This is a genomic window from Psychromonas sp. KJ10-10 (genome assembly GCF_047323245.1).
Taxonomy (GTDB): Bacteria; Pseudomonadota; Gammaproteobacteria; order Enterobacterales; family Psychromonadaceae; genus Psychromonas.
Genome location: NZ_CP178826.1, coordinates 3,365,573 through 3,385,829 on the forward strand (window position 1 = coordinate 3,365,573; position 20,257 = coordinate 3,385,829).

At 36.1% G+C, this 20,257-nt stretch carries 24 protein-coding genes and 4 pseudogenes; 7 read left to right on the top strand and 21 right to left on the bottom strand.

The annotated features are described in order from the left end of the window. Window positions 1–78 precede the first annotated feature (78 nt). The 5 genes from ACLKMH_RS19360 to ACLKMH_RS19380 all read left to right on the top strand — a co-directional run bounded on the left by ACLKMH_RS19360 (window position 79) and on the right by ACLKMH_RS19380 (window position 3,891). A complete protein-coding gene (locus ACLKMH_RS19360) occupies window positions 79–321 on the top strand; it encodes a hypothetical protein (RefSeq protein ID WP_413699576.1) in 243 nt (80 codons plus the stop codon). After that, on the top strand, window positions 296–1,321 hold the full coding sequence (locus tag ACLKMH_RS19365; protein ID WP_413699577.1) for a permease: 1,026 nt from the start codon (window positions 296–298) through the stop codon (window positions 1,319–1,321). The genes ACLKMH_RS19360 and ACLKMH_RS19365 overlap by 26 nt, the downstream gene beginning before the upstream one ends. A gap of 596 nt (window positions 1,322–1,917) precedes the next feature. Then, window positions 1,918–2,328 carry a nucleoside diphosphate kinase regulator gene (gene rnk, locus ACLKMH_RS19370; protein WP_413699578.1) on the top strand — a complete coding sequence of 137 codons (411 nt, stop codon included), beginning with the start codon at window positions 1,918–1,920 and terminating at the stop codon, window positions 2,326–2,328. A gap of 61 nt (window positions 2,329–2,389) precedes the next feature. Continuing rightward, window positions 2,390–2,869 carry a Dps family protein gene (locus ACLKMH_RS19375; RefSeq protein WP_413699579.1) on the top strand — a complete coding sequence of 160 codons (480 nt, stop codon included), beginning with the start codon at window positions 2,390–2,392 and terminating at the stop codon, window positions 2,867–2,869. Window positions 2,870–3,234: 365 nt separating this feature from the next. Next, the gene (locus ACLKMH_RS19380) at window positions 3,235–3,891 is read left to right on the top strand and encodes a DMT family transporter (RefSeq protein WP_413699580.1); all 657 of its coding nucleotides are present in this window, start codon (window positions 3,235–3,237) and stop codon (window positions 3,889–3,891) included. Here the strand turns inward: ACLKMH_RS19380 and ACLKMH_RS19385 are convergent. From ACLKMH_RS19385 to ACLKMH_RS19395, 3 genes and pseudogenes are all read right to left on the bottom strand, one after another. Further along, window positions 3,869–4,771: a LysR family transcriptional regulator gene (locus ACLKMH_RS19385; RefSeq protein ID WP_413699581.1), complete on the bottom strand. Its 903-nt coding sequence runs from the start codon at window positions 4,769–4,771 to the stop codon at window positions 3,869–3,871. The genes ACLKMH_RS19380 and ACLKMH_RS19385 overlap by 23 nt on opposite strands. A gap of 73 nt (window positions 4,772–4,844) precedes the next feature. Next, window positions 4,845–5,448 (bottom strand): annotated as a pseudogene (locus ACLKMH_RS19390) (YitT family protein). 34 nt (window positions 5,449–5,482) lie between these two features. Beyond that, window positions 5,483–5,617: a hypothetical protein gene (locus tag ACLKMH_RS19395; protein ID WP_413699582.1), complete on the bottom strand. Its 135-nt coding sequence runs from the start codon at window positions 5,615–5,617 to the stop codon at window positions 5,483–5,485. Window positions 5,618–6,171: 554 nt separating this feature from the next. Between ACLKMH_RS19395 and ACLKMH_RS19400 the strand changes: the two genes are divergently transcribed. Beyond that, complete coding sequence (locus ACLKMH_RS19400; protein ID WP_413699583.1) at window positions 6,172–6,525, top strand: DHCW motif cupin fold protein; 354 nt, start codon at window positions 6,172–6,174, stop codon at window positions 6,523–6,525. Between the two features lie 22 nt (window positions 6,526–6,547). Next, entirely contained in the window at window positions 6,548–7,426 is an 879-nt protein-coding gene (locus tag ACLKMH_RS19405; protein WP_413699584.1) for an AEC family transporter, read from the top strand. An 80-nt stretch (window positions 7,427–7,506) separates the two neighbouring features. On the opposite strand, the gene ACLKMH_RS19410 is transcribed toward ACLKMH_RS19405, so the two are convergent. From ACLKMH_RS19410 to ACLKMH_RS19495, 18 genes and pseudogenes are all read right to left on the bottom strand, one after another. Continuing rightward, on the bottom strand, window positions 7,507–8,079 hold the full coding sequence (locus ACLKMH_RS19410) for a TRAP transporter small permease (RefSeq protein ID WP_413699585.1): 573 nt from the start codon (window positions 8,077–8,079) through the stop codon (window positions 7,507–7,509). Further along, window positions 8,079–9,025: pseudogene (locus ACLKMH_RS19415) on the bottom strand (TRAP transporter large permease). The gene ACLKMH_RS19410 and the pseudogene ACLKMH_RS19415 overlap by 1 nt, the downstream one beginning before the upstream one ends. Then, complete coding sequence (locus tag ACLKMH_RS19420) at window positions 8,994–9,368, bottom strand: TRAP transporter large permease subunit (protein ID WP_413699586.1); 375 nt, start codon at window positions 9,366–9,368, stop codon at window positions 8,994–8,996. The pseudogene ACLKMH_RS19415 and the gene ACLKMH_RS19420 overlap by 32 nt, the downstream one beginning before the upstream one ends. A gap of 306 nt (window positions 9,369–9,674) precedes the next feature. Then, window positions 9,675–10,529 carry a TRAP transporter substrate-binding protein gene (locus ACLKMH_RS19425; RefSeq protein WP_413699587.1) on the bottom strand — a complete coding sequence of 285 codons (855 nt, stop codon included), beginning with the start codon at window positions 10,527–10,529 and terminating at the stop codon, window positions 9,675–9,677. Then, the gene (locus ACLKMH_RS19430) at window positions 10,516–10,659 is read right to left on the bottom strand and encodes a hypothetical protein (RefSeq protein WP_413699588.1); all 144 of its coding nucleotides are present in this window, start codon (window positions 10,657–10,659) and stop codon (window positions 10,516–10,518) included. Before ACLKMH_RS19430 ends, ACLKMH_RS19425 begins: the two co-directional genes overlap by 14 nt. Window positions 10,660–11,306: 647 nt before the next feature. Next, a complete protein-coding gene (locus ACLKMH_RS19435; RefSeq protein WP_413699589.1) occupies window positions 11,307–11,636 on the bottom strand; it encodes an alpha-hydroxy-acid oxidizing protein in 330 nt (109 codons plus the stop codon). Continuing rightward, window positions 11,633–12,103: an alpha-hydroxy acid oxidase gene (locus tag ACLKMH_RS19440; protein WP_413699590.1), complete on the bottom strand. Its 471-nt coding sequence runs from the start codon at window positions 12,101–12,103 to the stop codon at window positions 11,633–11,635. Before ACLKMH_RS19440 ends, ACLKMH_RS19435 begins: the two co-directional genes overlap by 4 nt. Beyond that, a complete protein-coding gene (locus ACLKMH_RS19445; protein WP_413699591.1) occupies window positions 12,093–12,419 on the bottom strand; it encodes an alpha-hydroxy-acid oxidizing protein in 327 nt (108 codons plus the stop codon). The genes ACLKMH_RS19440 and ACLKMH_RS19445 overlap by 11 nt, the downstream gene beginning before the upstream one ends. A 12-nt stretch (window positions 12,420–12,431) precedes the next feature. After that, a pseudogene (locus ACLKMH_RS19450) lies at window positions 12,432–13,114 on the bottom strand (Fe2+-dependent dioxygenase). A gap of 198 nt (window positions 13,115–13,312) precedes the next feature. Further along, the gene (locus ACLKMH_RS19455) at window positions 13,313–15,253 is read right to left on the bottom strand and encodes a TonB-dependent receptor (RefSeq protein WP_413702404.1); all 1,941 of its coding nucleotides are present in this window, start codon (window positions 15,251–15,253) and stop codon (window positions 13,313–13,315) included. Further along, window positions 15,220–15,534: a hypothetical protein gene (locus ACLKMH_RS19460; RefSeq protein ID WP_413699592.1), complete on the bottom strand. Its 315-nt coding sequence runs from the start codon at window positions 15,532–15,534 to the stop codon at window positions 15,220–15,222. The genes ACLKMH_RS19455 and ACLKMH_RS19460 overlap by 34 nt, the downstream gene beginning before the upstream one ends. Before the next feature lie 229 nt (window positions 15,535–15,763). Further along, window positions 15,764–15,949: pseudogene (locus ACLKMH_RS19465) on the bottom strand (energy transducer TonB); the annotation flags it as partial. Between the two features lie 12 nt (window positions 15,950–15,961). Continuing rightward, on the bottom strand, window positions 15,962–16,186 hold the full coding sequence (locus ACLKMH_RS19470) for a hypothetical protein (RefSeq protein ID WP_413699593.1): 225 nt from the start codon (window positions 16,184–16,186) through the stop codon (window positions 15,962–15,964). Window positions 16,187–16,227: 41 nt separating this feature from the next. After that, the gene (locus ACLKMH_RS19475) at window positions 16,228–16,674 is read right to left on the bottom strand and encodes a hypothetical protein (protein WP_413699594.1); all 447 of its coding nucleotides are present in this window, start codon (window positions 16,672–16,674) and stop codon (window positions 16,228–16,230) included. Window positions 16,675–16,698: 24 nt separating this feature from the next. Beyond that, the gene (locus ACLKMH_RS19480) at window positions 16,699–17,106 is read right to left on the bottom strand and encodes an ExbD/TolR family protein (protein ID WP_413699595.1); all 408 of its coding nucleotides are present in this window, start codon (window positions 17,104–17,106) and stop codon (window positions 16,699–16,701) included. Continuing rightward, window positions 17,106–17,630 carry an ExbD/TolR family protein gene (locus ACLKMH_RS19485; RefSeq protein WP_413699596.1) on the bottom strand — a complete coding sequence of 175 codons (525 nt, stop codon included), beginning with the start codon at window positions 17,628–17,630 and terminating at the stop codon, window positions 17,106–17,108. Before ACLKMH_RS19485 ends, ACLKMH_RS19480 begins: the two co-directional genes overlap by 1 nt. After that, window positions 17,617–18,483: a MotA/TolQ/ExbB proton channel family protein gene (locus ACLKMH_RS19490; RefSeq protein WP_413699597.1), complete on the bottom strand. Its 867-nt coding sequence runs from the start codon at window positions 18,481–18,483 to the stop codon at window positions 17,617–17,619. Before ACLKMH_RS19490 ends, ACLKMH_RS19485 begins: the two co-directional genes overlap by 14 nt. An 881-nt stretch (window positions 18,484–19,364) precedes the next feature. Next, window positions 19,365–20,141 (bottom strand): EAL domain-containing protein, encoded by a 777-nt coding sequence (locus ACLKMH_RS19495; RefSeq protein WP_413699598.1) that lies wholly within the window; start codon window positions 20,139–20,141, stop codon window positions 19,365–19,367. Window positions 20,142–20,257: the final 116 nt, after the last annotated feature.

A 20,257-nucleotide genomic window follows, 5' to 3' on the forward strand; every position in this document is an offset into this window, starting at 1 on the left:
ATACTAGAAATATATTGACAGTACAGATATTTTTAAAGAAAATAATTCCACCATCTTAGAAATATGGAATAAATAGCTATGTACGAATATATAACCAATTTTATGGCAGACCCAAACAATCAAACAATGTTAATCAATAGTGCTGAAATGTTCATACAATTATTGCTTGAGCTCACGGTGCTATTTATTGCCATCAGTTATGCAGTCGCTTTAATAAATCAAAAACTGCCAGCAGAAAGGATTCAACGTCTTTTAGGTGGACGACATGGGCGCGGTTATTTAACTGCGGCAGTCTATGGGGGCTATCACCCCATTTTGTAGTTGCTCCACTATCCCAATGTTAATTGGTTTATTAAAAGCAAAAGCGGGTTTTGGGCCAACAATGACTTTCTTATTCACCTCTCCCTTGTTAAACCCTATTATCATTGCACTTTTTATTCCTGTTTTAGGATTCAAAGCAACCTTGCTATATGCCGCATTTGCACTGACAGCATCTGTTATTGCAGGCATATTGTTACAACATTTTGGATTTGAACGTTACATTAAAAAAGAAATGATCCAAACAAAAGTCACTAAAAGCAATAACGCCAGTGAGAATAAACAACAAACAGCTTGTTGTGATGCTAGCGAAAAATCACAAACAGAGTGTTGTGATGCTAGCGAAAAATCACAAACCGAATGTCGCGATACTAGCGAAAAAGCACAAACAGAGTGTTGTGATGCTAGCGAAAAAACACAATCAGAGTGTTGTGATGCTAGCGAAAAAACACAAACAGAGTGTTGTGATGCCAGTGAAAAAACACAAACAGAGTGTTGTGATACTAGCGAAAAAACACAAACAGAGTGTTGTGATGCTAGCGAAAAAACACAAACAGAGTGTTGTAGTAGTACTGAAAAGCAAACCCCATCAATCTGGAAAAAAGCTTGGTCGGAATCATGGTCTCTGTTTCTTTCAATGTTTCCATACATGCTAATTGCAATGTTAATTGGCGCCTTTGTTCATGGTTTTGTACCTGCAGAATTCTTTGCTGACGTTGCAGGAGCAGATAACCCAATGGCCGTACCAACTGCCGCCCTCATTGGCATTCCGCTTTATATTCGCGTAACCGCTTTATTACCTCTAGTCGCTTCCTTTTTAGCAAAAGGAGTCAGTATCGGCGCCATAATTGCTTTAGTAATTGGCAGTGGAGGTGCGAGTTTACCTGAAGTGATCTTACTTAAACGTCTATTTTATTGGCCCCTACTATTAGCCTTTTTAATGGTTATTTTTAGCATGGCAGTTATTGGTGGTTTTACCTTTAACTTGTATCAATTCCACTAACTTTGTGATCAATCAAAACAGAAATATACCCGTTATCATTCAAGATGCAAAGTTCAGCAAGTTGTGAGGTGAGTAGCTTCTAGGCAAAAAGTTGAAGACCTAACGGGTTCAATCAAGACTTTTTAACAACTAAGGTACTTGCCTCAAAACTTGCCCTGCGGGTCGCTAGCTCGAAAAGCAATTCTGCGTTGCAACACTTGATAAGGGCTAGCCATTTAAGATGTAAATACTTGTTTTTACATCTACCGACAGAGGATTAACGTAGTTAATCGCTCGATAGGTCATCATGTCGCGCCTTGCCTTGCAGTCCGAGCTAGCAACTGAACAAAGCATCTCGAGTGGTAACGGGTATACATATTGTAAGTCTTGTAAAGGAAACACAATTTACAAGACTTGTACTTAAACAAAGCAAATAATAAAGCGCTATTAATTTAAGATAAAACACCCGCTTTAAATTTTTTAAGTTAACAGCGTAGTTATTATTCAATACTTACAAAACATAAATTCCATTTTTGGTATTTAACATTTTATTTATGCTCATTTCTAATATTATTAAAGTCAATATACTAGAGGCTTATTTTTTTATTGAGATAATAATGAACAAACCAGAAATAACTATTACATCACTTGATTCGGATAGATTACATACATTAATTGAATCATTACCCAAAAGTCAGTTAAGTGCATTATCAGGTCTAGAAGATGAATTAGCGAGAGCCAATATAGTCGCTCCTACTGAAATCCCTGAAAACATAGTGACAATGAATTCAACAATTAAGTTTTCTGTTACTTCGACCAAAGATGAGTTTCTATTAACACTTGTTTACCCAAAAGATATTGATTCAAGTGGAGAGAAAATATCTATTCTTGCCCCTGTAGGAAGTGCAATACTTGGCCTTTCTCAAGGTAATGAAATCGAATGGCCTAAACCAGGAGGAGGATTAATAAAAGTTAAAATTAAAGAAATTATCTATCAGCCAGAAAGATCAGGCGAGCTTTATCGATAAATTAAATATTTTTTAATAACGTTTCAACCTGTGAACTTTGCTATACGAATATGAGAAAATAATGGCTGACATACTAATAGCTATCAACGAAAAAACCAAAACAGAATTATCAACTAAGTTAAAACAACTTTTACAAGATTCGTACGCCTTATATATACAAACCCATAATTATTTCTGGAATGTATCAAGGTTACAAAACCCTGTTTTACACATGATGTTTGAATATCAATATACTGAATTAGCGACTGCCATTGGCAATATTGCTAAACACATGAGAGAACTTGATATACCTGTTTCCTGGACATATAAAACTGATTCTATGCTAACGTCAATGAATCCAGTGGAAAATGCTTCTACTCCCTTTGAAATGATTAATTTATTAACTCAAGGGCATGAACAAGTATTAAATATCTTACGAAGTATTTTAAAGATAGCGAAAAAGAATAACTATTATACGACAATTTCTCTCATTTCATATCGTATTCGTATACACGAAAAGATGATATGGGTGCTCAAAGGAGCTCATATAAAAGCTCTGTGAATACAGGTAATTCATCTTTGCAAATTGCCATTAAATACAACTCAATTTTTAGTTATTTAAATTGAAAAAATAACATAATACTTAACAAGATTGTGAGAAAATAATAACAATCTCCATCACACAAAAAGACAACTTTAAAGGAATAAACATGTGGATCATCTATTCATTATTAGCCGCAACATTTTTTGGTACGCGAGGAATAATGTATCAATGGACATCACAACGGAATATGAACCGTAACTTAATGTTATTTGGTGTATTTTTTATTGGTTTTGTAATAAGTTCGTTGGCTATGTATATCCTGGAGCAACAGTGGTATGCATGGACGGATGTTTGTGTTGGTTTAACCTTGGGGCTTGGCTCCTTTGTCTGCAAATGCATTTTTACACAAAGGTTTTTCAGTGGGGAAAGCGTCACTGATAAGTATATTATCAGGGTTACCACCTTTATTTGTCGTGATATTAGCGTTTTTATTTTGGAATGAAACATTAACCACCCAACAATTAATTGGCTTTATTGTTATTTTTGCAGGGCTATATACCATCCGATATTCAAACGATATATCCTTTAGCAACTTACAAGGTGCACAATGGGGGTTACTGGTCGCTTTATTCTTTGCATTTAATGACTTATTAGGCAAACAATCAACGCGTCTTGAAGCTGATACCTTTGCTACATTAACACTAATGTTTGGTTGTGGCAGTTTACTATTTGTCGCTAACTGGTTAATAAAACGCAACGATGTCATTGAAGATAAAAATGACACTCGGCCACGTTGGTCAGATTTAAAAACATTCTCCATTGGTTTATTAATTGGACTTTCTAATGTGGCTGGTATGACTGCAATTTTATCCGCTTTTGCCATTGGTACCACAGGACTAGTTTCAGCAATTGCGGCCATGAATGTTTTAATTATTTTACTTTATTCGCGTATTTTCTTAAAAGAATCCTTTAGTCGCCAGGAGGTATTAGGCCTAACAGCGACCCTTATAGGCATTCTTATTTTACGTTTAAGCCAGTAAAATGTTGCAGAGTATGTTCAATTAAAAGCCTAACACGGTGGGGAATGTTTTTTCTATCACGATAAAGCATAGAGAATCCCTGCCCTTCACTTTGCCAATCAGGGAGAAAGCGTTTAATTTCTCCCTTTTCAATCATAGGTAAGGCAATATAATCAGGCAAATAACTAACACCGATCCCTGTTTTAAGTGCATAGGTCATCATCTGAATTTCATCCACTTCAAGGCGCACTAGTTTTGTTGGATGATAAACGCATTTTTCACCCGTTAATTGATTTTCCAGACGCCATGGGATTAAGCGAAAACTTGTTATCTTAGGTAATTCATCGAGTTGCTCAGGATGAGTAATATAGTCAATATCTTGATTTGGATGGCAACATAGAATGTTATGAGTAGACTGTAATTGTCTGACGATCCAATTATCTATTGTTGGATTTCTTGTCCTAAAAGCAATATCAATACCTTGCCCTTCTAGATCAATTAATTCATTTGAAAAACGTAAATCTAATTGTATGTCTGGGTATTGTAATAAAAAATCACAAAAAATTTCACTTAAAAAATGTTTTCCCAAATAAATGGGGGCGACTATTCTTATTTTGCCTTTAGGTTGATGCTTTTCTTCGCTGAGGTCTCGTTCAATGCATTCCAACTCATCAAATAAACCTCGATAACGACGATAATATTCACCGCCAATATGAGTAAGCGTGACACGGTGAGCATCTCTGTTTAATAACCTTAATTGTAGACTTTTTTCTAATTCTCTTATCCGACGACTTAAAGTCGATAATGGCATATCTAATTCTTGAGATGCTTTTTTAAAGCTCCCAAGGGTCACAATAATACAAAAGCAACGCAAATCATTAAGAGAGTAATTAGCTTTCATTTTGGTCCGCTGAGTTAACTAAAGGGTCTCTATTGTAACAAAAATAAACCATAGCAATAATTTTAGTCATTCGTTAACGTGCACTATAACGCCCAGGTTTATGATTAATGACCAAAATTAAGTTATAAGAAACGGCTCCGATAATTGATAAGATAATCGCCTCCCATTCGACAATAAAAATGGCGAGAAAAACAACCACACAATCGACCATCATTTGAAATTTACCAATCGAAATGCCTTTTTTGCGCTAAATATTGCGCAAGAATAGTCAGACCACCTAAGCTTGCTTCATGCCTAAATAATGCCAGTAAACCAGAGCCCACCAGCAATCCACCGATGACAGCCGCATACAAAGGCTCTAATAAACTAAATTGCATAAATGAAGGAGCATATTCAACAAAAAAGGATAATAGAAAAACAGATACAAATGTTTTAAATGTAAATTTCCATCCTAATTGCTGATAAGAAAGGTAATAAAAAGGCAGGTTAATAACAAAAAATATCTCACTAAAGGAAAAACTGGTCGCATACTGTCCAAGAAATGCAATGCCCGCTGTGCCCCCAATTAATAACCCAGATGTTTTAAAAAAGGTAATACCAAGCGCGACCAGTAATGTCCCAATAAGCAACCCCTGTGCATCTTCAAAAATAGTATGTTGGATTTTGGTAGACATCATATTGAACCTTTTTATGTATGTTAAAAATATTAAATCATCTTAAAGCATCGAAAGTAGCGACAATCAAACATGACTTGCTACCTGAATGATTACCAACATGCAAAGGCAAAGCAAAAAATACGCCAATGGTAAAAGATGATTTAAGGCAGGCATGATTGTAGGTGAACATGGCAATAATTGCTTATTTTAATTTATAAATTTTTACTTAACCAAAATAACAATGAATATCAGATAGTTACAATCAATCATTAGCAAGGGAAGTACTCTATTTATTGCCCATTAAGCTGATTGGTTACAACTACCTTGCTAAAAATAATTTATTTAAAATCAAAAGTTAATCTCATCGATTCAATTTAATAACAAGAACAACCCCAAAAAAACCTCTGTCGCGCTAAATTGGTGCATCTTGAAAGGTAACTGGCATAGAATAATGTGCACTTCAATGCAGACTATTATTATCAACTTATTAAGCTGAAAATGTATTTTAAAGTCAGTTAAAATTTACTTCGTTTATCGTTAATAATAGTGCATATACCTTTGATAAAATTATTATTCTTGGTATTGTTTATATAATATTGTCTTATAAAAATTAAGTAATAATCTTGTTGAAAATCAATAGTAAAAAATAGTACTCCAAAACCAATACTAGATTATAAATATTAATTTTTATGAAAATACTATAGCAATACAGCCCCATCAATTATCATACAAATAGGTGCCATTATGGAAAATTTAGAGATTCCGTTTCATACCATAGACTGGAAAAATGTTTCGCGTACCGAACACAAAGGCGAAACGGGTATTGCATATTGGCAATCATTAGAATTTTCAGGATTACGCATTCGGTTAGTTGAATATTCAAAAAATTATCTTGCTGATCATTGGTGTGAAAAAGGCCATATTGTTTACTGTCTTGAGGGTGAAGTGATTAATGAGCTCAAAGATGGTACTCAATCAATACTAACTAAAGGCATGTCGTACATCGTTTCTGATAACTTAAGCAGTCATCGTTCAAAAACAGAAAATGGCGTTAAATTATTGATCATTGATGGCACATTTTTACAATCAACAATATAACAAGCATTTCCTAAGGAACCCCATGTTAAACCAAGTTGTCAGTATACTGTTTCCCATTTTAAGCTTAGTCTTGGTGGGTTTATGCATTGGACTTTGGTTAAAGCCCGATTTTAAACCAATCAATCGACTCAATATCGATGCATTTGCACCAGCATTAGTTTTTTCCTCTTTAGTTATCATGCCACTGGATGTTGAACAGATCCCATTATTAAGTGCTTCATTATTAGCTATTTTTATTCCCGCTTTATTAATGTTACCTATCTGTTATTTTTTTAAACTGAAATATAAGGTATGGACACCACCAGTGATGTTTCGAAATAGTGGTAATTTGGCAATTCCGCTATTCACCTATGCCTTTGGCGAAACGGCGATTGCCCCAGCAGTATTGCTCTTTGTAATATCCAGTTGCCTGCATTTTAGTGTTGGATTAGCACTTATCAGCAAAGGTAACCCTCTTGTACAAGTTGTACGTATGCCTATTTTTATTGCGGCCGTTTTAGCATTAGGGTTAAATTTATTTGGTATCGCTATTTGGGAACCTTTATATAATGCCACATCATTACTTGGACAAGCGGCCATTCCGATTATGCTAGTCGCACTAGGTGCACAAATGTGTCATATACGTTTGAGTGGATTAAAAATAGGGTTATGGAGTACGGGGTTATCTATTTTAACAGGTGGCATTGCGTTTATATTAATCTACCTACTTATCCCTCTTTCGACGCTCCATTTACAAATGATGTTACTTTTCACTATGTTTCCACCTGCGGTAATGAATTATATGATGGCAGAACGTTTTGATTTAGAACCAGAAAAAGTCGCTTCAATGGTGCTATTTAGCAATTTCCTCTGCGTTATCACCCTTCCTATTATGTTATCCATTGCTTTATCATTCACCTAAAGCATATAAAAAAAGACCTCGGATATTTTTCAAATACCCGAGGTCAATGAAGTAAAAGTGAATATTGCTAAGTTTGTATATTACGCCTCTTCAGTACCACCTTTGATAACATTCTTTGTTTCAACAATGACATCAACAACGGAATAAATCAGCATAATCGACGTAGAAACAGGAACGCAGGAATAAAGGATCCACTGTTTAATTTGAAAGGCAGTAGTGACTTGATTCGTCCTTAAAGTTAACTTCATTGAATACCAAAATAATATCGCCATAAAGGTAGCAGAAATAATCAGAATCAACAGTTTATAAACGTGTTTTATACGAACATTTTTAATACGTGGACTGATCCAGTCTCCCACTGAAAAGTGAAGTTTTGAACACCATAGGTCAGCGAGACCATAAAAAACAAGTGCGGCAAAACAAAGCTCAATAATTTCATCAAACCAATAAAAAGAGTTAATCGTCACCACACTTTGGATTAAACTAGCCATTCCTTCCATGCCATTCTCGGTTAAAAACTGAATAAGATCATTAACAAGACGTAAAGAAATATTAGCAATCAATAAAAGTGCCAGAACTGAAAACATCGTCATTGCAATAAAACGTAGTGTTTTCTGAACCCAAATATCAACCGTTTTAAATAACGAAACCATTACATTTCTCCCATAATTAGATTAGGTAAAAACAGTGAAATACTTGGCACAAACGCAATTAATACTGTAATTAAGAATATCATTAATAAATATGGCCATACCCTTTTAGCCAAGGCAGGCATACCCACTTTTGCAAAACTATCTACGGCAAATAAACACATACCAACGGGTGGTGTTAAATTACCAATCATGATCAGTAGTACCATTACCACACCAAAGTTCACTAAATCAATATCAAACATAGTTGCTATAGGCATGAACAATGGAAGCGTGATCAAGAAGATAGCATTACCTTCCAAAAATAATCCCATAGTTAGCACAACACCAATAACAATCCACATAACAATTGATTGCGTTGCCCCATAACCAACTAGTGTTTCAATAACACTATCTGGAATTTTCTGGTGAATAATTAACCATCCAAAGAAGTTAGCGGCAGAAATAATAAATAGCAGACTGACCGATTGCGCAATGGATTTATAAATAATACCTGGTACTTCTTTGATCTTTAAATCGCGGTAAAAAAGCCAAGTGCTGTTGCGTACACACACACTACAACCGATGCTTCGGTTGGAGTGAAAAAGCCACTCATGATACCGCCAACGATAATCACTGGTGCCATCAAAGGCCAAAATGCGCCATTAAAAGCGGATAAGCGTTCTTTAAATGATTCTTTTTTATCTGCACAGGGATAATTTTTACGTTTTGCTAAAATACCCAAAGCAATCATCATCCCCAACGCCATCATCACACCAGGAATAAAACCAGCTAAGAATAAACGTGCAACGGAAACACTGGTAATTGAGCCGTATAAAACAAAAGGAATACTCGGAGGAATAACGGGACCGATAACTGAAGAAGCGACCACAAGTGTTGCCGAGTCAGCAGGATCATAACCTTGGTCAACCATGGCCTTATGCTCTATCTGGCCTAAACCAGCAAGCATCAGCAACAGCGGAGCCTGACATACCCGAAAAAATAACACTTGCAACAATGTTTACTTGACCAATACCACCAGAAATATGACCCACCATTGACTGTGCAAAGCGGAAAATACGATCGGTGATCCCGCCGGTATTCATTAAATTACCGGCCAAAATAAAAAATGGAATTGCTAACAGAGTAAAACCTGTTGTGCCGTAATACATACGATGAGGTAGCATTGCTAATAGACGCGCATCACCAAGCCCAACAAAAAATATGACTGATGTCAGACCAATGGCCACAACAACTGGTACATTAATCAACAAAAGAAAAATTAGAACGCCGAAAATAGCTAAGGTTAACATACTTGGAGTCACCTATTTTATAAAACCAAAGGAACTAAAAAAGAGGATCGAAATTGCAGATAATAACTATTTCTAATATAAGAGTGGGGAGTCCAATACATCTTGTACGCTTCAATCTAGCTGACGCTATGCAAAATCGCTTGATAGGATTTTGTGAAGTGAAAAAGATGACTTCCTGTCACTCACGCTTTATTGGTAATAATTTCCTATGCAACTTTGACCGGTTTCTTAGTTCCCTTGTAAATAATGAAAGATTTCGCCCTTATCAGGCGAAATCCAAACTAATAAAATGCATAAACTGTTAAATTATTTAACTGATTTTGTCATTTCAATCCATTTGTCAAAGTTAGCGGCACCAACTTTCTTCTTGATTTGCTCGTAAGCTGGACCCATCATTGCTTGGAAAGGTGCAAGATCTGGCTCATCAATCACGATACCTTTAGAACGCATATCTTTAATTTGTTCCAACTCTTCTTCTCGCATTAACTTACGCATTAACAAACGTGCAGAATCAGATTCTTCACGAATAATTTTTTGTTGTTCTGCGTTTAATTGGCCCCAAGAATCAGCTGAAACTACATGTACCATTGAGCTGTATAAATAGTTAATAATTGAAATGTATTTTTGCGACTCATAAAGATTTAAGCTGTAAATTGTTCCAATAGGGTTTTCTTGACCATCAACAACACCTTGACGCATTGCCATTACAAGCTCACTAAAGGAGATAGTTTGAACATTCGCACCAATCGCTTGCATAGCGACTTGATAAGTCATTGCAGGTGGTGTACGAATTTTTAAACCTTTAATATCAGCAGGCGATAAAATTGGACGAACAGAGTTAGTTAATTGGCGGAATCCCCAATCCCAACTAGATAAGTAAACTAAACCTATTTTTTCAAGTTCAGGAGCGACCCACTCTTTAAAAGGACCATCTAACACACGGTCTGCATGCTCACCACTGCTTAGAGAGAACGGGATACTAACGGTATCAAATAAAGGAACATGTTTAGCAAGCTGATCTTGACCAGATAAGCTCATGTCAACCACACCCATAATTACTTGCTCAAGTACTTCTGGTGGACTACCTAATGCATTATTAGGATAAAGTTCAACCTCAACCTCGCCATTTGTACGTGCTTCAACTTGCTTAGCAAATTGCATTGCTCGCAATATGAGAAGGATGATTATCAGAACCAAAGTGACCAAGTTTGAACTCAACAGCAGAGTACGCTGTTGATGCCCACGCCAAACATAATGCTGACGCCAAACCTTTTTTAAAACCAAAACGCATAGTTAACTCCTAATAGATGATAAGTTTTTTTGCTTTATTTTGAATGTTTATATAATGACAAACATTCTCTCAGCACATTTATTCATTTATAATAAATGTACAAACTTTTAGTAACCTAGCAACCTCTGTAATAATAATGATGAAATTGCTAAATAAGCTAAATGTAAAACAGCGCAATGAATTAAAACATCCTTGTCACATCAAACCATTTTCAATTGTGATGACAAAAAAACAAAAACACTTCAAATATACTTCTATCTTTGACTGTCCTTTAAATCCAATTAGCTCAACAAAGGACAAAACAAGTGAAGCAAATAAAATAAATGCTGTTGTTATTTGCATTACAATAATATAACAATAAAGCTAACTCGAAAGCTCTGGGCTAGCTCTCATTTTTAGCCAAAATGTTACAGGTAACCTTAAAATAAACATCTATTAAAAATTTAAAAAATTAATTAAATATAAAATAAATAAAGATAAAGAAATTTGATAATTTATGTGATCTGCGAGCTTGCCAATTCTAAGTATTAAAGGTACTTAGCTAGAAAATTAAGATAAAAATCTTTTTGGGGAAAGTAATTAAGAAGGATTTTTCCTTCTTAATTAAGCGAAGAGATTGGGGGACTTTTTAGCTTGATAAAAGTCTTTTAATCTGACGAATAAAGCGTTTGTGCTGTTATATCAGAAATTTTTGGTGTGCCCATCATCGCCATGGTGACTTCTAGCTCTTCTCGAAGCACTCGTAACATATGTGCGACACCAACAGCACCAGCCACGGCTAATGAATAGAGTTGTGGTCTGCCAACCATAACTGTATTGGCACCTAAGGCAATTGCCTTATAAATATCTGTACCACGCTCAATCGCACCATCAACAATAATCGGATAATCAGGACCTAATGCTTTTCTTATTTTTGGCAACAGCTCTATCGCAGAGGGAATAGAATCCAAGGTACGACCACCATGATTAGAAATCACAATTGCGAAGCAATCCCCATTTTTTTTGCTTTTAATGCATCCTCAGGATGAAGAATACCCTTTAGAATAATTTCAAGTTTAGTATTTTGTTGTAACCATTCAATGTCATTCCAGGTTGGAGCTTCTGTCATCATCCCCTGAAAGACCACACTTTGTTTTGGAGACAAAACTTTACGTGGAAGTTCTGGACGATCTTTTAAATTAACTGCCTGTATGTTTTCTGGTAATACAAATCCAGCACGTTGGGCACGATTACGAATACCATGTAAACTGGCATCGATAGTGATCATCAATTTAGTGTAACCTGCAGATTCGGCCCTTTTTACTAGGCTTAATGTGAAATCTCTAGATTGTTGAAAATACAATTGGAACCATTTTCCTGAATCCAATTTCTGAGCAATATCTTCTAATGGATAACTCGATAATGTACTAACGACCATGGTGGTTTCAAGCAGGCTAAGTCGCATTAGCAGTTGCTATTTCACCCTGAGGGTTAACTAATTTATGGAAAGCAACAGGCGCTAAAATAATCGGATGACGTAATGATTCTCCCATAAAGTTCAATGCCGTACTGCCCTTAGTACAGTCCGTTAACACTTTAGGAAGCAATTGAATGTCATCTAAGGCTTGTCGATTTCGGGAAAGGGTTAATTGGTCTGCCCCGCCACCCGCGATATATTCATAGATATCATGTTTGATATGTTGTTTAGCATAGTGGCTATAGTCACTAATACTCACTAAATCTTGAGGAATATTATCGCGTGCTTTGATTACTTTTTGCATGATGCGGTCACTCTATGTATCTGCTAGTTGGCGTATTAATTTATGGTAACTGCTGGTTAATTTTTTTACATCTGGATGTTGATGATCATGTATTTGAGTCAAAGACTGAATACTCTGGTCAAGATCAAATAACACTTCGCGTTGCTCATGATCACGGATCATGCTTTGAATCCAAAAATGCGGCGGTACGTTGACCTTTTTCAATGGCACGAACACGATGCAAACTGGTTGAGGAATAAAGGATCATATCACCCGCAGTTAACTTTACTTTATGCTCGCCATAACTGTCTTCAATTTCTAATTCACCGCCTTCGTACTCATCGGGCTCACACAGGAAAACCGTAGCAGATAAGTCGGTACGTAAACGAATACTGGTTTTAGGAATAATACGAATAGCGTTATCGACATGAAAACCATAATGATCACCCTGACCATAACGATTAAACATTGGCGGAAATATTTTTAAAGGTAATGCGACGAGAAACAAACATAGGATGACGTGCTAATGCACTGAGAATAATATCTCCTAATTGCTGTGCAAGATTTGAATCTGTATCAAGTTGTTGATTTTGTTTTTGTCCAGCGACTTGTGCGCCAGCGGTTACAGCTCCATCTTGCCAATCGGCATTATCAAGGTAATGTCGAAACTGTTTTACTTCATCCTTAGTTAATACAGCAGGAATTGGAATTATCATAATATATTCTTTTAGTAATTTCTCAAACCCTTAAAAATGAAGGAGTTTTTAGTAAATTAGGATATAAATACTCAGGGCTAAGCTATTTATGCTTAGTTCAAGGCGGAAAAGCGCAGTTTAGTAGTTTAAATGAGCATTTTCCAACGATGAAATAGGCTTAAATAGCGACGACCTGAGTAGTTATAAATTTATAGTTATTTAAAATTCATAGTTAAAGGTAACGTTAGCAGTTCTTGCATCACCAATATAAATGATGCTACCACCACGGTACAGAGCAGTATAATAATCTTCGTCTGTTACGTTTTGTATGTTAGCTTGAATTTCAAACTTACTAGTTACTTGGTAACTTGCGAAAAGATCATACACAGTATAACTAGGTAGTTTATTATCTGTTGCGCCAGCATCAGGTTGACCACCATACATTTCACTTGAGTAAGTCATGTTACCACCGAATGCGAACTTAGGCATAACTTGGTAACGTAACTGCAAATTAGCACTTTCATTAGCAAAGTTCGCCTTAGGAGAACCAATGCTATCAGTATCATAAGACTCTAATGTTTCTGAATCCATGATTGCCAAACCAAACTGAGCACTTAATTTATCAGTTATGTTACCTGAAATGCCAAATTCAACACCTTGTACTCGGTTCTTACCTGTATTTAATGAACCACCGGTTGTGTAAGAATCGTTACCACCTTCAATAACATTATCTTTAGTGATTTGGAAAAGAGCTGCAGAGAATAACAACTGCTCATCCATTAGGTTCCATTTTGTTCCTAATTCAAGGTTAGTCGTTTGCTCTGGTTCTGCACTCTTATAGTTACCATCATCATCAGAACAAACGCCACCGTAACCACAGCTACCTTTTGCATCTGATTCGCCACCGTTGATGTTTGAAGAAGTACTCCAGTTAGCATAAATGTTACCGTTTTCCCAAGGAGAGTAAACAACACCAATGTGACCATTTAGAAGACCATCTGAGTAATCATAAGTCGTTGCAGGTGTTACTACGCCAGTTCTGCCACTGGTTGATTCAGCAAGCCATAACTCATACTGGAAGTAATCGTAACGTAACCCAGCAAATACTTCCCAGTCATCATTAATCGTTATTGTATCCATCAGATATAGCGACGCTGTATTAAGTTCATAATCGGAAGCAATATCATTTTTAGTCGCTGTATTACCACTTACCGTATAAGTAGCAGATTGTGACTCTTCGTTTGCTAATTCAATACCTGTAATAATGGTATGACGTCGTCCACCAAGTTCTTTATCAATAATCAAGTTAGTTTGGTTGCCGATGTATTGATTTTCCTGTGAACCAGTAAAGGTTCTGTCACTGCTAACACCGTTACGAACCTGTATAGTCGAAGCAACGTAGTCATTGGTTGTGACACCAAAACGACTTTTATTTTCCAAACGCACTTCATCAGATAGTTCAAGATCTAATGTTGCCGTAACAATGTCTGCTTGAGATTGTAAAAAGTCTAAATCTTCATTGCCAGGGTAACCCTGCTCTGTCGTTGGTTCACCATCAACTAAACGTGTTCCTAAATCTGGTGTATCATCAGATTCGTAATGATAATAATCAGCTGAGATGGTTGCGTTATCAGTCGCTTCATATACTGCAGATAACAAAGCACCCATACGTTTCTCACCAGCTGGAGCACGATCTGGCACATCCGTTTCTCCGTAAAGTAAGTTAGCACGTACAGCTAAATCTTCTGTCACCATTGTATTACCATCAATAGTGTAACGTTGGTAATTATCGGCACCAATGCCACCAGAAACTTTTACAAAATCATCGTCTAAAGTTGCTTTTTTGGTAACACTATTTACCGCACCACCTGTTGAACCACGGCCAGCAAATGTTGAGCTAGGACCTTTAGAGATTTCTAATTGTTCAATCGCAAAGGTATCACGAGAAATAAGGCCAGGCTCACGTAAACCATCTGTAAATACATCACTACGTGCTTCATATCCACGGATAATATATCGGTCACCAAATGAGTTACCACCTTCACCTGTTCCGAGTGTAATACCTGGCTGAGCGCTAAGAATATCTTTTAATTCATTTTTACCTGAATCGTCGATTGAGTCTTTTGTTAATACAGTAACCGTTGAAGGTGTATCTGCAATATCACGCGTACGCTTACTATCTGATACTTTTTTGCTTTATAAGGAGCACCTGGTTGTGCATAAGGGTTAGTATCTACCGTTGATAATGTGCCTTTATCTTCTACTACTAATGCATCCAGATTAACCTCTTCTGCATTAACATTAGCCATCAACGCGGTTGAAATAGCTAATGCTAGTGAACCACTGATAAATTTCTTGGTATTTTTACCATTCGCCACAGTGTGCTGATGTTTGAAACCTCGATCATATTGCATCGAGATAGTATTTTTTAATTCAGGCATAACAACTTCCTTTAGGTTGGTTTAAGAACAATTGGTTATACCAATTCCATTAATAATAATGGTCAAATATTACGCAGGAAAAGAAGCTTGTTTAAGGCGGAAGTTGCTGTAAATGGTTATTCCCTTTACAAGACTTCCAACGCGAAAATAGCTTTTTTAACTAGTAAGATTGATCACTTTTTAGTGGAATTGGTATTAATTTCATGTCAATTGTTTGAGCTTTTAAAAACTATTGATTTAATTTAAAAACAATAGGAATACTGATTTTCACTTCCTGGACTTTTTCATGTCCTGGAAATGGCAATGCTTCTTTGAGCATTTTTTTAACGGCACGATCTAGGGCTCGATATCCTGAGCTTTCTTTAATATCAATATCTTTCACTAAACCACTTTTAAGAACAGTAAATGTCAGTACTACTGTTCCTTCCTAGCCTCTCTTTCGAGAGTATTGTGGGTAGCGTTTATGTTTAGCTAACATCGAAGCAATCATCGAATAGTAACTAGGTTGTGCTCCCGTATTTCCTCCGGATGTCAGTGCGTCAGCACTACCGGTTGACATTTTTAATAAACTCGCTTGGTTGTTTTCCTGTTTAACCGATGTCGCTTGTACTGATTTTTGGGGCTCTGAATCAACAATTTTCTGTTGAGTCAATTCAATAACCTTTTCCTCAATAGGCTCGACTATTTCTTCTTTTACTGGCTCAATCTTTGTTTTTTTATTTCTGCCTTTTTGACAGGTATTTTTTTAACTTTTATTTCTGCTATTTGCTTAGTTTCCACTATCTCTTCTATGACAGGTTCAATAACAGGTTCGACTTCCTCAACAACAGGTGCTTTTTCAATCACTTCTTGCTCCACTGGCTTCTTTTCTTGAACTGTCTCCTGTGGTTTTACAACATCGACTTCCTCGACCTCATCTTTAACCTTGTCTTCAACCTTACCTTCAACTGGAGTAATGCTACTTTCCTGTGTTTCAGTTGCTTTGCCGAGATCTCCAAGCATGCCGAGATCTATTTCAATGCCCTGTTCACCTTTATCTTTAGCACCTCCTTCTACCGAATAACTCAATAAAAACAGCACAGCAAGATGGATTAATGTTGCTCCCAAAATAGCGATGTAATAATGACGAATTAAAATCATAAAGAAGCCACCGCCTCTATTTTCTTAGTGACCAAAGAAATACGTAATAACCCTCGTCGCTTTGATATGGCGTAACACTTTTTTTAACTCAACAACATCAAGCTTTTCATCTACTTTTACCAGTACAGAATAGTTTTCTATCGATTGTGACTGTGCACTAGCCAGCTTTAATTGTTCACTCAAGTTGTCTGCATTAACCGACTCACCGTTAAGAAATAACTCACTTTTTTCAGTAACTAATAACTCTGCAATATTTTCTTTTTGTAAGGCTTGCTCGTTAACCGATTGAGGAGGATTGGTTTTAACCACATCCGAATGCTCAATATGTCCAGCAACCATAAAAAAGATAAGCATTAGAAACACAACATTAATTAACGGGATCAAATTGTCATCGTTCTGTGTTTTTGCCTTAGTAACTTCTGGAATTAACATTATTGCAACGCTCCTGCTAAAGAGACTTGCTTCGCACCATTTTGTTTTAACTTATCAAGCAAGGTAATTAATGACTGCGTACTTACTTGCTCTTCCACTTCTAATACAAAAATAGCTTCAGGTTGCATCGCGACTAAATCCGCGAGCGCTTGTGTATCAGTGCTTGAATAACGCTTGTCAGCAACACTAAATTCCTTGCCCTGGCTGTGTAACAAAACATGAACAAAGTTATCAACCGTCTCTTGTGCCGTGGTGCTTGCGGGCAACTGAATTGCTCTCCACTGTGTAAAAGAAGAAGACAACATGAAAAACAATAGCAAGATGAAAACCACATCAATCAAAGGTGTCAGGCTTATCGCTTGTTTACGCTTTACCGGATTTAAATTAGCGACATCTTTAAAATCTTCACTTTGAGAAGGTGCCGAAGTCTCTGGTGACTGCAACGTGAAAACACGTGTCACCTTGTTATTCATACTATTGCTGATTCGCTCAACTTTTCTGTCTAACCAGTTATAAGCGAGCAACCACAGGAATGGCGACAGCAAGGCCGACGGCTGTTGTAAGAAGTGCTTGCCAGATACCGCCAGATAACACAGAAGGATCAACTTGATTACCTGCTTCTTCCATTTTTTGGAACGCACCAATCATGCCTAACACTGTACCCATTAAACCTAATAGCGGACTAAGATTCGCAATCACTTCAAGTGGACGGAGTAATAAACGAAATTCATTAATTTTTTCAGTCGCTTGACAACTTAGTTCTTGTTTTAACAGGTCTAATGATTGTTTCGCTCGTAAACCGGCCATTGCATTATTAACCAGTAATGAGATTGGACGGTGTAACTTCAAAGCTCCCTGTGCTTTATCTAACTGACCTTGTTGCCAATAATTAAGGGCCTGCTCAACATCCGCAGTTTGTTCTGCTTGTAATGGAAAAAATTGCCATAATTTAATAAGTATTATGCTTAAAGCAATTACTGAAAAAACACCCAAAATCCAAACAACAGGTCCACCAATTTCAAGTAAGTTTTGTAACGGATAAAGCGCATCAAAAACAGGGTCTAACATGGCAGAGCCATTTTCAGTAAGCGCTAATGGGTCACTAATGGCTTGCGTTGTAAGATCATTCTCAGTGAGTGTTTGAGCGGCCATTGAAGTGGCGTTATCAGTGCCTGATAAAGTAGAATCAGAAACAATAGTGGACTCTGATCCTGACTCAGAAGTCGTTAAAACGGACACAGCATCACTTTTATCATCGACCATTTGCTCAACGAGCTCTTTCTGAGCATCAGTAGGGTTAGTAGTTATAGACTGTTGAGCAACACCTTCAAGCATAGAGTCAGAAGGTTCCTGAGGCGATGTAGTAGCACTAGACAAAATTGTATCTCCAGATAGGGAAGTAAAAAACGATCTGGATGATATTGATTATCAATTGCTAATGCAAGTAATTATCATGTAATAAATGAAAATAATTATCATTTCTTTTGAACTAAATGTAACAACTCGTTACTAAATAGGTTTATTTTGTTAAAAATAACATCAAAAAAATCGATTAATATTTATCATATTGACCAGTAACACCCAAGTATTTTAGAGGATTCCTATAGATAACATAAAAATGATGTGGATATTCTTAAAACAAACAAAGAGTGTTCTGCAAAATAAATACAATTCAATGAGGCAAAAAGAAAAAATTAAAGGGGTATTAAGTCTTTTTATGAAGGTAAGCGATAATATCAATCTATTTAACCTCAGTTCTGGATAATGTTATTTCGCTTCCATTATCCAGAACTGAGGTTATTTATACTCATGCACCTCAAGTTGCTTTATCAGTTGAAACCTCGATAGCAAAGTAAGGCGCAATATGGCCTTTCGAAAAGTTAACTTCGTTAATCCTCTATCGGCAGGTGTAAATGTAAAAATTTAGCACCTTTAATGGTTATTCCTGTTTGATTGTTGCAACAAAGGGCTGGTTTTCGAGGTTGCTTCCCGTAGGGCAAGGTAACTTGAGGTAGCATGGGTATATTGCTGTTAAAAACCAAAAACGTTTATTTAACAATCAAATAGAATAGTAGAAAAATGAATTCTAGTCAGAAATGTTTTTAACAAATTATTTAAAATTTTAAAAAGTGTTCTACTTTTTAAAATGCAAAATTTAACTATTTTAAAAATTTCAGAGTAATTAATCCCCATCATGTTGCTCACACCGATCTTTGATTTACGAAAAACGATCGACAACATGCCGGAAATTATAGAACCTATGATTTGACCAATTGCTGAAAATCAACAGTAGGTAGGCTTTCAAAGCCGGGTTTAGCAAAAAAGTATCCTTGCATTAATTCAATACCTAAATCACGTAAACATATAAATTCATCTATTGTTTCAATGCCTTCAGCTAAAGCAGTTACTTTTAAATCTCGAAATATATTTAAGCAATTTTTCACTATCGAATAACGAGTTTTGTCTTTATCAATATTACGTATAAGCTCCATATCGAGTTTGATAATATTAGTTTGAAAATCAGCAATTAAACCTAATCCCGCATAACCAGAGCCAAAATCATCTATAGCTGTCGTAAAACCTATTTTTTTATAATACTCAACAATACTTTTAATAAAATTAACATCATCAATTTTTTCTACTTCTGTAAATTCAAACATTATTCTTTCAGCAGGAAAATCATACTTCTGTGCCGCTTCTAGTGTTGTGCGAATACACCGTTCAGGTTTATAGATTGCATTTGGCAGGAAATTAATACTAAGAACTGATTGAAGGTTGAGTTTAGAGGCTAATGCAATTGCTTTTATTCGACAAAGTTGATCAAATAAGTAACGGTTATCTTCATTAACCTGAGAAATAATTGAGAAAGCAGATTCATTGTTTAAGCCTCGAACCAGCGCTTCATAACCATAAACTTGATTAGTCCTACAGTTAATAATCGGCTGAAAAGCCATTGTAAAATCAAAATCAAGATTATTTTTATCTGCACAATTTGCGCATGAAAATCTATCATTATCCGGTTCTTGTTGTTTCATTTTTAGTGCCTTATGACATACGATAATCCATATCGATCTGTATTTATTGATGTTCCCTTTTGCAAATTGAGTAAAACTAACAGATTTATTTTATTGGATAAAATTTAAACTAAGTT